Genomic DNA, 13,123 nt, shown 5'->3' with positions numbered 1-13,123 from the left:
CCGTGTCGGCCTACCTCCTGCGGCGGCTGGCGGCCGTCGTGGTGATGCTGCTGGTGGTCACGCTGGTCACCTTCGGCATCTTCTTCCTGGTCCCCAAGCTCACCGGGGGCGACCCGGCGGCACTGTTCGCGGGACGGCAGGCGGACCCCGCCGCCATCGCCGGGATCCGCAAGAAGCTGGGGCTGGACGCACCGGTGATCGTCCAGTACGCCCGGTTCATCTGGGGGCTGGTCGCCGGTCGCGACTACGCCGACGGCGCGGACGTCACGCACTGCGCGGCGCCCTGCTTCGGCTACTCCTTCAAGACCGAGCAGCCGGTGTGGCCGCTGCTCACCGACCGCTTCCCGGTCACCTTCTCACTGGCGATCGGCGCGTGCGTACTGTGGCTGGCGGTCGGGGTGGCCACCGGGGTGCTCTCCGCGCTGCGCCGCGGCAGCCTGTGGGACCGGGCCGCGATGACCGCCGCGCTGGCCGGGGTGTCGCTGCCGATCTACTTCACCGGGATGCTGGCGCTCGCCGTGTTCACCTACAAGCTGCACTGGCTGACGGTGGGCTACGTGCCGTTCACCCAGAACCCGTTGGCATGGGCGCGGGGCCTGCTGCTGCCGTGGATCGTGCTGGCGTTCCTGTACGCGGCGATGTACGCCCGGCTCACCCGGGCCACCATGCTGGAGATCCTCGGCGAGGACTACATCAGGACCGCCCGCGCCAAGGGACTGGCGGAACCGGTGGTGATCCGCAGGCACGCGCTGCGGGCCGCCATGACACCGGTGCTGACCATCCTCGGTCTGGACCTCGGCGCACTGGTCGGCGGCGCGATCCTCACCGAGACCACGTTCAGCCTCCAGGGGCTCGGGCAGGCGGCGGTCCGGGCCATCAGCGACCAGGACCTGCCGGTGATCCTCGGGGTGACCATGGTCGCCGCGTTCTTCGTGATCGTCGCCAACCTCGTCGTGGACCTGCTGTACGCCGTGGTCGACCCCAGAGTGAGGCTGGCATGACGGACGAGGCCCAAGCGTTTCTGTCGGTGCGGGACCTGAAGGTGCACTTCCCCACCGACGACGGACTGGTCAGGGCCGTTGACGGGCTGTCCTTCGAACTGTCCCGCGGGCGCACCCTGGGCATCGTCGGCGAGTCAGGCTCCGGCAAGTCGGTGACCTCGCTGGCGGTGATGGGACTGCACGGGGTCGGGCAGTACGGGCGCGGGCGGGCCCGGATCTCCGGTGAGATCCGGCTCGCCGGGCAGGAGCTGACCACCGCCGCCCCGGACGAGGTGCGGCGGTTGCGCGGGCGGGAGATGGCGATGATCTTCCAGGATCCGCTGTCCTCGCTGCATCCGTACTACACGGTGGGCGCCCAGATCAGCGAGGCGTACCGGGTGCACCACCCGGTCGGCAAGGCCGCCGCGCGCGCCCGCGCGGTCGAACTCCTCGGCCGGGTCGGCATCCCACGGCCCGACCGGCGCTTCGACGACCACCCGCACCAGTTCTCCGGCGGTATGCGGCAACGCGTGATGATCGCCATGGCCCTGGTCAACAACCCCGACCTGCTGATCGCCGACGAGCCGACCACCGCGCTCGACGTCACCGTCCAGGCGCAGATCCTCGACCTGATCCGGGACCTGCAAAGGGAGTTCGGCTCGGCCGTCATCGTCATCACCCACGACCTCGGCGTGGTCGCCGAACTCGCCGACGACATCCTGGTGATGTACGCCGGACGATGTGTGGAGCGCGGCCCCGCGGAACGGGTCTTCCGCGCACCCCAACACCCCTACACCTGGGGCCTGTTGGGCTCCATGCCCCGGCTCGACCGGGAGCGCGGCGCACGCCTCACACCGGTCAGGGGCGCCCCGCCCAGCCTGATCAACGTGCCGTCCGGCTGCGCCTTCCACCCGCGCTGCCCGTATGCCGAACTGACCGCCGGGGCCAGCCGCACCGCCGTACCGGAGCTGCGCGAGGTGGCGCGGCGGCACTTCGCCGCCTGCCATCTGCCGGTGGCGGACCGCGACCGCATCTGGGAGGCCGGCAGATGACCACCGCCACCGAACCGCTGCTGAGGGCCACCGGCCTGGTCAAGCACTTCCCGCTCGCCAAGGGCCTGCTGCGGCGTGCGCACGGCGCCGTGCAGGCGGTCGACGGCGTCGACCTGGACGTGTGGCCCGGAGAGACGCTGGGCCTGGTGGGGGAGTCAGGCTGCGGCAAGTCCACCCTGGGCAGGCTGCTCACCCGGCTGCTGGAACCCACCGGCGGCAGCGTGGAGTTCGCCGGCCGCGACATCACCCACCTGGGCACGGCCGCCATGCGGCCACTCCGGCGCGACGTACAGATGATCTTCCAGGACCCGTACTCGTCGCTCAACCCGCGCCACACCGTGGGCACCATCGTCGGCGCGCCCTACAGGCTCCAGGGCGTGAAGCCGACGGGCGGCACCCGCAGGGCGGTGCAGGAACTGCTGGAACTCGTAGGGCTCAACCCCGAGCACTACAACCGCTATCCGCACGAGTTCTCCGGCGGCCAGCGGCAACGCATCGGCATCGCCCGGGCGTTGGCCCTCAAGCCGCGGCTGGTCGTGGCCGACGAACCGGTCTCCGCCCTCGACGTCTCCATCCAGGCGCAGGTGGTCAACCTACTGGCCGACCTCCAGAGCGGGCTGGGGCTGACCTACGTCATCATCGCCCATGACCTGTCCGTCATCCGCCATGTCTCCGACCGGGTGGCCGTGATGTACCTGGGCCGGGTCGTGGAGTTGGCCGACCAGTCGGCCCTCTACGCCCACCCCGCCCACCCGTACACCCGCGCCCTGCTGTCCGCCGTCCCCGTTCCCGACCCCACCCGACGCCACCACAGGGACCGCATCCTGCTCACCGGCGACGTCCCGTCCCCCATCGCCCCACCCCCCGGCTGCCGCTTCCACACCCGCTGCTGGAAGGCGACGGACCTGTGCGCGACACAGGAACCCCCGCTACGCGAGCTCCGGCCGGGGCAGCGGGTGGCCTGCCATTTTCCGGAGGGGGTGGAGGTCTCGAAAGAGTGAGCGAAAAGGGGTATATGCCGTACTGCCGGAGGAACGGGATGTGTGGTGAGGGAGCTTCGGCATACGATGCCGTGGTCATCACGGCGTCACCAGCCGAGACCGCAGCGTGTTGACCGAGGAGGTCCGAGCGATGACCGCCGCGTCGCACGACTACGCCGACGTCGATCCGGAAGCCGCGCTGAAGTACGCGGTCCAGCACATCAGGGGTGAGCGTGCCCAAGTTGTGGAAGGGGTGATCGAGCTGGTGGCCCCCACCTGGGACCATGAGGCCGCAGCGGACAGCGTTCGCCAGCAGATCGCCCCGAAGGTGCGGAAGCTGGGCTGCGTCGCCGGGTCGGGCAATCTTGACCTGCCGGGGTCCAGCAACTGGTACATCCCGGATATCGCGGTTGTCGACAGGGCCCTGGCCAAGGGCGGCGGCGCGCTGCTCCCGGAACAGACGCTGTTGGTGGTCGAGGTGGCCTCGGGTTCCAACGCGGATACCGACCGAACGGTCAAGCGGCGACGTTACGCGGAGTACGGCGCCCCGCTGTACCTGCTGGTGGACCGTCAGGAACGGGCGGGCACGCTGTTCTCCGAGCCAGGCGCGCTCGGTTACGCGCGGGCCGCGGGACCGTATCCGTTCGGCACTCCGATCCGGCTGCCGGAGCCGTTCGCCGTGGAGTTGGACACCAGCGATTTCTAGGCCAACTCCACGGCGGACGGCACCAGTTACCTGCGGACCGGGGGCAGGTTGGTGTTGGCGGACGGGGTGACCAGCACGGATTCCTGGCCCAGGGCCTTGCCGGTGTTGCCGTACATGGACAGCTCCCCGTCGGACCAGCGGACCACGTAGTCGTCGTTCCAGGGGCCGGTGCCGTAGTTGCCCGAGGTGGTCAGGGTGGCGTTGGTCCACAGGGGGCTGGCGTTGCGCTCGCGGACCTCGGTCTTGATGCCGTGCTCGTCGACGTCGGGGTAGGCGTCCAGCTCGCCGTCGGACCAACGGACCATCAGGTCCCAGGTGTTGTTGCCCGCGAAGTCACCCGCGGCGACGCTGCTGGCGTGGGTCCACACCGAGTGCGGCTTGGCGAGCTGCACCTGGCTGTGCAGGCCCTTGCCGTCCACGTCCGGGTAGAGCGTCAGCTCACCGTCGGACCAGCGCACGATCAGGTCGTCCGGCCACTTGTCGGTGCTGGAGAAGCGGCCCGCGGTGATGGACGCCGCGTGCTGCCACAGCGACCCGGGCTTCACCAGAACGATCTGCTTGTGCAGGCCGGTGGCGTCCACGTCCGGGAAGAGCGACAGGCTGCCGTCGGCCCAACGCACCACCAGGTCGTAGGTGTTGGCGCCGACGAAGTCACCCGCGGTGATGGAGACCGCCTTGCTCCACACCGAGCCGGACTTGGCGAGCTGGATCTCCTTGTCGAACCGGCCGTTGCCGGCCCCGCGGTAGAGCGTGAGTTCACCGTCGGACCAGCGCACGATCATGTCGCTGTAGTCCTTGCCGGGCGTGGGGGAGGGAGTGAAGTACCCGGAGGCGATGACGCTGGCGTGCGCCATCGTCGAGGCGCTCGGCAGCACGTTGGGCCGCGCGGGCGCGGCGCCGGAGACGGCGGTGTTGTACAGGTTCTGGATGTCGGTGCCGTAGTTGGCGCTGTAGGAGACGTCCGCCGTGGGGCCGCCGGTGTCCCAGCCGCCGATGCTGCCGACCACATCGCCGGTACCGGTCTGCGGGTTGAAGTCGGCGAGGAACGGCCCGCCGCTGGTACCGGTCTTGTAGCCCTGGCAGCCGATGCGCAGGAACGATCCCGGGGTGCCGTCGGTGGGCGTGAACTGGGTGGTACTGGACGTGCAGGTCAGCGGCTGGCTGGCGTCGCCCGGGTAGCCGACCAGGGTGACGTTGCCGAAGGCGTAACCACGGCCGGTGGCAAGGTTGTTGCCGCCGACCACGTCCTGCACCTGCTTGCCGTTGGTACCCGGACCGACCTCCGCGAAGGCCACGTCCCACTGGTCGCCCTGCACGCGTCCGCGGTCGTAGTAGCGCGGATCGATCCAGACCCGGCCGCGCCCCTCGGAGTCCTGGTTGACCGGGAAGATGCCGTAGGGCTGCGGCTTGGCGGCCGTCCACTGCGGCACGAAGGCCATCGCGTCGTTGGGCGCCGCGGTGTCCAGGCAGTGGCCTGCCGTCAGGATGATGTTGTGGTGCGGGCTGTTGATCACGCTCGCGGTGCAGAAGTACGAACCACCGTTGCGCAGCAGGTACATGCGGCCCACCATCGGCAGCCCGGCGAAGGGCTGGCTGGGCGACGGCGGCGGGGTGCTGGCCGAGGGGGTGGGGCTCGGCGACGGACTGCCGGAGGGGCTCGCGGAGGCGGGCGGTGTGCTGGCCGGTGCCGACGGCGTCGTGCTGGCGGCAGCAGGTGGGGGACTGCTGCTCGCGCCGCCGGTCGGGCTGTCGGTCGGGATGGGCGACGAGGACGGCAGGTCCATCGTGCTGAACTCGTGCACGGCGCCGTGCACCGGGCTCGCCGCCTTCGCCGCTCCGTGCGGTGCGGGCCTACCGGTGTGCGGGACGGGCTTCTTGGCGTTGTCGGGCAACGGCAGCGGCTTGGCGTCGGCCATCCGCGCCGCGGTCCAGAAGCTCTTGGCGTCCTTGGCGGTCCAGCGGCGCGACTCGGGCAGCGCCGGAGGCGCCTCGTCGGGTATCGCCTGGGCCGATATGGACTGGTCCTCGGTGAACTCGGCGGTCACCGCCGAGGCGTTGGGCCAGAGGAAGGCCCCCGCGAGCAGCGCCGCTCCGGAGACGGCGGCGATCACTCCACGACGTCTCGCGCGGTTGACGCGGCGTCTGGCGCGGGACGAAGAAACTTTGCGCACCCTGGTGGTCCCCCCACGTGGTACCGAACATGTCACGGTGACCTTACGTGACCCGGCTGACCACCTGTGTGCGGGATGCGGCGGACTCACAGGCACGGTGCGGGTGCCGACGTCGGCCACGGCCGTTGCCGGTAGAAATGTCCGCGTGACGCTCCACCCGCTCAGCCCCGCGCTGTTCAGCCCCTCCGTGCAGCATCTGCTCGATCTCGTCGGGATCTTCATCTTCGCGATCTCCGGCGCGCTGCTCGCGGTCCGCAAGAACCTCGACGTGTTCGGCATGTGGATGCTGGCCGAGGTCACCGGGCTCGGCGGCGGGGTGCTCAGGGACCTGATCATCGGCGCGGTGCCGCCCGCGGCCTTCACCGACCTCGGTTACTTCCTGACCCCGTTCGCCGCCACCGTGCTGGTCTTCTTCCTGCATCCCGAGGTGGAGCGGATCAACCGCGCGGTGATGGTGATGGACGCCGCGGGCCTCGGACTGTTCTGCGTCACCGGCACCACCAAGGCGCACGCCTACGGCCTGGGCCTGACCTTCTCGGCCGCGCTGGGCGTCGCCACGGCGGTGGGCGGCGGTGTGATCCGTGACGTGCTCGCCCAGGAGGTGCCGTCGCTGCTGCGCTGGGACCGTGACCTGTACGCCGTTCCGGCGCTGCTCGGCGCGACCATCGTGGCGGTGCTGATCCACTTCCACGCGCTCAACGCGCTCGGCAGCGGCTGCGCGGCGGTGGCCGCGTTCGTCCTGCGGCTGCTGGCGATGCGGTACGGCTGGCGGGCACCGCGCGCCTGGCACCGGCGCAGTACGGCGACCGAGGCACAGGACCAGCTGTGAGGCGCGTCCCGCAAATCCGGGCTACCGGCCGGTAACTTCTCGGTGTACCGTGCACGCCATGGCACAGGCGACCATCGGGAACAGCGAGTTCGACCGTGACACGGCGGTCACCGCCCGGCCGGGCGACCAGGGCGTCTTCGACGCGCACCTCTCCGCGGGCTGGACCATCCTGCGCGCGGTCAACGGCGGCTATCTGCTCGCCACCGCGGCCCGCGCCCTCGGCCAAATCCTCCCGCACCCCGACCCGTTCACCATCACCGCGCACTATCTGACCCCCTCGGAGCCGGGCCCCGCCGTGGTGCGCACCGACGTGGTCCGTGCCGGGCGCACCATGTCCACCGGCCAGGCACGGCTGCTCCAGACCGACGGCGCGGGCCAGGAGGTGGAACGGCTGAGGGTCACCGCCACCCACGGTGACCTGGCCGCGCTCCCGGACGACGTGCGCACCAGCGCGAAGCCGTTCGCCATCCCGCCCTACGAGCGATGCGTGGGCCGGGCCGACGGCCCGGGCGTCGCGGATGCGGCGGCGTTCTCGTCCGGCAGCACCGAGATCACCGACCGGCTCGACATCCGGCTGGACCCGCGGACCGCAGGCTGGGCGCTCGGCGAACCCAGCGGACGGGGCGAGATCCGGGCGTGGTTCGGCCTCGCCGACGGCCGGGACGCGGACCCGCTGTCGCTGCTGCTCGCGGTGGACGCGCTGCCGCCGACCGCCTTCGACCTCGGTCTGGGCGGCTGGGTGCCGACTGTTGAACTCACCGTGCACATACGGTGCCGCCCGGCGCCCGGACTGCTGCGGATCGCCACCCGCACCCGCAACCTGGCCGGTGGATTCCTGGAGGAGGACGGCGAGGTGTGGGACTCCGAGGACCGGTTGGTGGTCCAGTCACGGCAGTTGGCGCGGGTTCGCTGAGCGTCGGCTGTCGGCGGGCGCCGCCCACGCCAACTGTTCGCCGCTGGCCTCCGCGGTGCCCTCGCGCACGGTGGGCGGTTCGCGGTCGCGCTGAGGGTTTGCGCGTCGGGGGGTACGCCCACCCGGCCACCCCGTTGCCGCCGGGCTTCTGCTCGCCGTCGCGCTCGGCTGGTTGTGGGCCGGGGCGCGCCGGGGACACGCCCCTGCTGCGGCGCCCGGGTGGGGGTTGCCCCCTGCCCGACTGCCGTGGGGGCGTTTGGCTCTGGGCCGCGCCGCGGGGTGCGGGTGGCCTGGACCGGCCCCCGGCCCGGCGCGGATGCGGCGGACGGGCTCGTAGAATCGGGTCCACCATGGCCTACCTTGACCACGCCGCCACCACTCCGATGCTTCCGGAGGCGGTCCAGGCGATGACCGAGCAGCTCATCAGCACCGGGAACGCCTCCTCGCTGCACGCCGCCGGGCGGCGCGCCCGGCGGATGGTCGAGGAGTCCCGGGAAGCACTCGCCGCCGCGCTGGGCGCCCGGCCCAGCGAGGTGGTGTTCACCGGTGGTGGCACCGAGTCCGACAACCTCGCGGTGAAGGGCCTGTACTGGGCGCGCCGGGCGGCCGACCCGCGCCGCACCCGGGTGCTGGCCAGCCCCGTCGAACACCATGCGGTACTCGACGCGGTGCACTGGCTCGCCGACCACGAGGGCGCCAGGATCGACTGGCTGCCGGTCGACGGCCACGGCAGAGTGCACCCCGAGGCGCTGCGCGAGGCGATCCAGCGCGACCCCTCCGATGTCGCGCTGGCCACGATCATGTGGGCCAACAACGAGGTCGGCACGGTCTTCCCGATAGGGGAACTCATGGCCGTGGCGCGGGAGTTCGAGGTTCCGCTGCATTCCGACGCGGTACAGGCCTTCGGCCAGGTCGAGGTCGACTTCGCCGCCTCGGGCCTGGACGCGATGACGGTGACCGCGCACAAGATCGGCGGCCCGTACGGCGTCGGGGCGCTGGTGCTGCGCCGCGAGTGGGCGCCGGTGCCGTTGCTGCACGGCGGCGGGCAGGAGCGGGACGTCCGCTCCGGGACGCTGGACACCCCCGCGGTGGTGGCGTTCGCCACGGCGGCCACGCTGGCCGCGCGGCGGCGGGAGGAGTTCGCCCGGCAGATCGGCGGACTGCGCGACCAACTGGTCGACGCGGTACGGGAGGCGGTGCCGGACGCGATCCTCAACGGCGATCCCACGCCGGAGGGGCGGCTGCCCGCCAACGCGCACTTCTCCTTCCCCGGGTGCGAGGGAGACTCGTTGCTGCTGCTGCTCGACGCGCGGGGGATCGAGTGCTCGACCGGGTCCGCGTGTACGGCTGGGGTGGCCCAGCCGAGCCATGTCCTGCTGGCGATGGGGGCGGATTCCGCTCGGGCGCGGGGGTCACTGCGGTTCTCGCTCGGGCACACGTCCACCGCTGCCGATGTCGCCGCGGTGGGCGAGGCGATCGGCCCGGTCGTTTCGCGCGCCCGGGCCGCCGGGCTGTCGTAGGGGTACGCGGGTTCGCTCGCGCCGGCGTTCGGGGGTTCGTCCCGCCCCGCCCACGCCTTGACCCTGCGCCTTCGGTCGCCGTTGCGCGCGGTTGGCCGTGGGCCGGGGGGGACCCTGCGAAAAGGGCGGATGGGTGGGGAAAGGCCTCATTTGTCGCCCGGGGCGTGTGACGACGGTTGCGGTGCTCGTGGGGCGTGCTCGGGCGTCTTGAAGAACGGCTGGCGGATGGGGAAGAAGCCCCCGCTCGTCGGCGGGGCGCGTGAGGACGGTCGTGGAGCACCCCGGGCGCTGTGGACCGGGCGGGTGGGAGGGCGATGCTCTGGCCCTCGGGTAGTCCGCCGCGCCGCGTACTCTTGAAGGGCTATGACTGAATTCCCAGGCGCCCCGAACGGGCCTCGTAACGGCAGCCGCCTCCGGGTGCTCGCGGCGATGTCCGGTGGGGTGGATTCCGCCGTCGCCGCTGCCCGGGCCGCCGAGGCGGGGCATGACGTGACCGGCGTCCACCTCGCCCTGTCGGCGAACCCGCAGTCCTTCCGTACCGGCGCCCGTGGCTGCTGCACGATCGAGGACTCCCGGGACGCCCGGCGCGCCGCCGACGTGATCGGCATCCCCTTCTACGTGTGGGACCTCGCCGACCGCTTCCGCGAGGACGTCGTCGAGGACTTCCTCGCCGAGTACGCGGCCGGCCGCACCCCCAACCCCTGCCTGCGCTGCAACGAGAAGATCAAGTTCGCGGCGCTGCTGGACAAGGCCCTGGCGCTCGGCTTCGACGCGGTGTGCACCGGCCACTACGCCACGGTCGTGCTCCGCGAGGACGGCACCCGCGAACTGCACCGCGCCAGCGATGCCGCCAAGGACCAGTCGTACGTCCTCGGCGTGCTCGACGAGCGGCAGCTCGCGCACGCCATGTTCCCCCTCGGCGACACCCTCACCACCAAGGACGAGATCCGCGCCGAGGCGGAGCGCCGCGGTCTGGCCGTCGCCAAGAAGCCGGACAGCCACGACATCTGCTTCATCGCCGACGGCGACACCCAGGGCTTCCTGGCCAAGCGCCTGGGCACCGCGGAAGGCGACATCGTGGACCAGGACGGCACCAAACTCGGTACCCACGAGGGCGCTTACGGCTTCACCATCGGCCAGCGCAAGGGCCTGCGGATCGGCACCCCGGCCGCCGACGGCAAGCCGCGGTACGTGCTGGACATCTCCCCGGTGAACAACACGGTCACCGTCGGCCCGGCCGAGGCCCTGGACGTGGTGGCCCTGACCGCCGTCAAGCCCCGCTGGTGCGGCACCCCGCCGACCGGCCCTGGCCAGTACACCGCCCAACTGCGCGCCCACGGCGGCGAGTCGCGGGTCACCGCCGAACTCGTCGACGGGGAGCTGCGGGTGCGCTTCACCGAGCCCGTACGCGGAGTCGCCCCCGGCCAGGCCGTGGTGCTCTACGACGGCACCAGGGTGGTCGGTTCGGCCACCATCGCGACGACGGAGCGGCGCGAGGGTGCGGCTACCGTAGCCGTATGAACATCTGCGTCTTCCTCTCCGCGGCCGATCTGGACGAGCGATACACCACCCCCGCCCGGGAGTTCGCGGAACTCATAGGCAAGGGTGGGCACACCCTGGTGTGGGGTGGGTCCGACGTCGGTCTGATGAAGGTGGTCGCGGACGGCGTGCGGGAGAACGGCGGGCGCCTGGTCGGGGTGTCCGTGGAGTTCCTGGGCGACAAGGCGCGGACAGACGCGGACGAGATGGTGGTGACCGCCGATCTCGCCGAGCGCAAGGCGCAGTTGCTGGCCCGCTCCGACGCGATCGTGATCATGGTGGGCGGCACCGGCACGCTGGACGAGGCCACCGAGATACTGGAGCTGAAGAAGCACGGGCTGCACACCAAGCCGGTGGTGCTGCTCAACGCGGCCGGCTTCTACGACGGCCTCCGGCAGCAGTTCCAGCGCATGGAGGAGGAGGGCTTCCTTCCACTGCCGCTGGCCGACCTGGTGTTCTTCGCCGAGGACGGCGTCGGCGCGCTGGCCTATCTGGAGGAGGCCGTCGGCATCCAGTGATGCCCGGTGATGACAGCATGGCGGCATGAGTACGCATCTGATCACCGGAGCGGGTTCCGGCATCGGCGCGGCGGTCACCCGCCGTCTCCTCGACCGCGGCGACGAACTGTGGCTGCTGGCCCGGGACGCGGGCCGCGCCAAGGAACTCGCCGAGGCCTTCCCGGGCGCCCGCACCCTCGTCGGCGACCTGGCCGAACCGGAGCGGTTGTCCTGGGCGTTCGGCCACCAGACGCTGCCCGACCGACTCGACTCGCTGCTGCACGTCGCGGGCGTGGTGGACCTCGGACTGATCGCTGAGACGAGCGTGCAGACCTGGAACCGTACGCTCGCCGCCAACCTCGTCGCACCCGCCGAGCTGACCCGGCTGCTGCTGCCCCAACTGCGGCTGGCCCGCGGCCATGTGGTCTTCCTGAACTCCGGCGCGGGCCTGCGCGCCAACCCCGACTGGGGCGCGTACGCGGCCAGCAAGCACGGCCTGAAGGCGCTGGCGGACTCGCTGCGCGCCGAGGAGCACGACAACGGCGTACGGGTGACCAGCATCCACCCCGGCCGCACCGCCAGCCCGATGCAGCAGAAGGTGCACCAGCAGGAGGGCAAGGAGTACGACCCGCAGCGGTGGATCGCCCCCGAGTCGGTCGCCACGACCGTGCTCACCGCCCTCGACCTGCCGCGCGACGCGGAGATCACCGAACTGTCGATCCGCCCGGGACGGTAGCCGGTAACCACGGCCGGCCCGGGCGGTGCCGCGTCGGGCGGTGACGGGCGGGCGGTGGGAGATCTTCCTGGATCGCGGCCCGGGCGCGCCCCGCCCCGGCCGTCTCATACGCTCAGGGCGTGAGCACGGACAACGAAACCCAGCCCCGCCCTTTCGAGCCGCCCGTCGGAGCGGCCACCGGCGTGGGATCCATGCCCGGCGGCGACGCTCGGGAGGCCGCGCGCACCGCCGTCGGAACGGTGGAAGCGCTGCCGTTCCTGCCGGAGCTGCCCGCACGCGGACCGGGCGCCGACATGATCGGCCGCTCCCTCGGCATGCTGGTGGAGCTGTACGCCCGGGTTGAGCCCAGCGGCTGGCGGTTCGGCGACCGGCCGGGCCGCGACACCCGGCGCGCCCGGGCCTGGCTGGGCGAGGACCTGGACGCGCTGGAGGAGTTCACCCAGGGGTACACCGGTCCGCTGAAGGTGCAGGCCGTGGGGCCGTGGACGCTGGCCGCCTGCGTCGAGTTGAAGGGCGGTGAGGCGGCGCTCGGCGACCCCGGCGCCTGCCGGGACCTGACCGCCTCGCTCGCCGAGGGCCTGCGGCAGCACGTGGCGGAGGTGCGGCGCCGAGTGCCGGGTGCCGAGGTGGTGCTGCAACTGGACGAGCCGTCGCTCGCCGCCGTACTGCGTGGGCAGGTGCGCACCGCAAGCGGCTACCGGACGTACCGGGTGGTGGACCGAGCGGTGGTGGAGGGCGCGTTGCGGCAGGTCGTGGCGGCGGTGCGCACGCCAGTGATCGCGCATTCGTGCGCCCCCGCCGTGCCGTTCGCGCTGCTGCGGCGCTCCGGTTTCACCGGTGTGTCGTTCGACTTCGCACTGCTCACGGAGCGTGAGTGGGACGCCATCGGGGAAGCGGTTGAAGGAGGCGTCAAACTGCTCGCCGGAGTGGTGCCCGGCGCGGACGCGGATTCGGGCACCGATTCGAGGGCATTGTCAGACCCTGCCGGTAGCGTCAGTGGTGTCCGGTCGTTGTGGCGCAGGCTGGGGCTGGCACCGGGGACCCTCGCGGAGTCCGTGGTGGTGACTCCGGCGTGCGGTCTCGCGGGCGCCTCGCCAGCGTACGCCCGCGCGGCGCTGGCGCACTGCGTCAAGGCGGCCAGGACACTCGTCGACGACCCTGAGTAGCCGCCCGCAGCGCGCAATGAGGACAACGGAGGAC

12 protein-coding genes are annotated in these 13,123 nt (G+C 71.8%); 11 read left to right on the top strand and 1 reads right to left on the bottom strand.

The window, feature by feature from the left end; all coding sequences use genetic code 11:
* The first annotated feature begins 2 nt into the window (after window positions 1–2).
* From O5O46_RS00260 to O5O46_RS00245, 4 genes are all read left to right on the top strand, one after another.
* On the top strand, window positions 3–1,001 hold the full coding sequence (locus O5O46_RS00260) for an ABC transporter permease (RefSeq protein ID WP_269853110.1): 999 nt from the start codon (window positions 3–5) through the stop codon (window positions 999–1,001).
* Window positions 998–2,032, top strand: a complete 1,035-nt coding sequence (locus O5O46_RS00255; protein WP_269853109.1) for an ABC transporter ATP-binding protein — start codon at window positions 998–1,000, stop codon at window positions 2,030–2,032. Before O5O46_RS00260 ends, O5O46_RS00255 begins: the two co-directional genes overlap by 4 nt.
* Complete coding sequence (locus O5O46_RS00250) at window positions 2,029–3,033, top strand: ABC transporter ATP-binding protein (protein WP_269853108.1); 1,005 nt, start codon at window positions 2,029–2,031, stop codon at window positions 3,031–3,033. The genes O5O46_RS00255 and O5O46_RS00250 overlap by 4 nt, the downstream gene beginning before the upstream one ends.
* Before the next feature lie 130 nt (window positions 3,034–3,163).
* The gene (locus tag O5O46_RS00245; RefSeq protein WP_269853107.1) at window positions 3,164–3,718 is read left to right on the top strand and encodes a Uma2 family endonuclease; all 555 of its coding nucleotides are present in this window, start codon (window positions 3,164–3,166) and stop codon (window positions 3,716–3,718) included.
* Window positions 3,719–3,744: 26 nt separating this feature from the next.
* Here the strand turns inward: O5O46_RS00245 and O5O46_RS00240 are convergent, their stop codons facing one another.
* Window positions 3,745–5,829 (bottom strand): trypsin-like serine peptidase, encoded by a 2,085-nt coding sequence (locus O5O46_RS00240; protein ID WP_269853106.1) that lies wholly within the window; start codon window positions 5,827–5,829, stop codon window positions 3,745–3,747.
* A gap of 205 nt (window positions 5,830–6,034) precedes the next feature.
* Between O5O46_RS00240 and O5O46_RS00235 the strand changes: the two genes are divergently transcribed.
* The 7 genes from O5O46_RS00235 to O5O46_RS00205 all read left to right on the top strand — a co-directional run bounded on the left by O5O46_RS00235 (window position 6,035) and on the right by O5O46_RS00205 (window position 13,089).
* Window positions 6,035–6,718 (top strand): trimeric intracellular cation channel family protein, encoded by a 684-nt coding sequence (locus O5O46_RS00235; RefSeq protein WP_269853105.1) that lies wholly within the window; start codon window positions 6,035–6,037, stop codon window positions 6,716–6,718.
* Window positions 6,719–6,776: 58 nt separating this feature from the next.
* Window positions 6,777–7,631 carry a thioesterase family protein gene (locus tag O5O46_RS00230; RefSeq protein ID WP_269853104.1) on the top strand — a complete coding sequence of 285 codons (855 nt, stop codon included), beginning with the start codon at window positions 6,777–6,779 and terminating at the stop codon, window positions 7,629–7,631.
* A 350-nt stretch (window positions 7,632–7,981) separates the two neighbouring features.
* On the top strand, window positions 7,982–9,151 hold the full coding sequence (locus tag O5O46_RS00225) for a cysteine desulfurase family protein (RefSeq protein ID WP_269853103.1): 1,170 nt from the start codon (window positions 7,982–7,984) through the stop codon (window positions 9,149–9,151).
* Between the two features lie 363 nt (window positions 9,152–9,514).
* Window positions 9,515–10,672, top strand: coding sequence for a tRNA 2-thiouridine(34) synthase MnmA (gene mnmA / locus O5O46_RS00220; protein ID WP_269853102.1), 1,158 nt, complete (start codon window positions 9,515–9,517; stop codon window positions 10,670–10,672).
* Complete coding sequence (locus O5O46_RS00215) at window positions 10,669–11,208, top strand: TIGR00730 family Rossman fold protein (RefSeq protein WP_269853101.1); 540 nt, start codon at window positions 10,669–10,671, stop codon at window positions 11,206–11,208. The genes mnmA and O5O46_RS00215 overlap by 4 nt, the downstream gene beginning before the upstream one ends.
* Before the next feature lie 25 nt (window positions 11,209–11,233).
* Complete coding sequence (locus tag O5O46_RS00210; RefSeq protein ID WP_269853100.1) at window positions 11,234–11,923, top strand: SDR family oxidoreductase; 690 nt, start codon at window positions 11,234–11,236, stop codon at window positions 11,921–11,923.
* Window positions 11,924–12,042: 119 nt separating this feature from the next.
* On the top strand, window positions 12,043–13,089 hold the full coding sequence (locus O5O46_RS00205; RefSeq protein ID WP_269853099.1) for a methionine synthase: 1,047 nt from the start codon (window positions 12,043–12,045) through the stop codon (window positions 13,087–13,089).
* Window positions 13,090–13,123 lie beyond the last annotated feature (34 nt).

The organism is Streptomyces sp. RPT161 (genome assembly GCF_027533845.1).
GTDB classification, from domain to species: Bacteria; Actinomycetota; Actinomycetes; order Streptomycetales; family Streptomycetaceae; genus Streptantibioticus_A; species Streptantibioticus_A silvisoli_A.
Note: the sequence above shows the minus strand (reverse complement) of the source record. Positions and strands in the feature narration are given on the sequence as shown.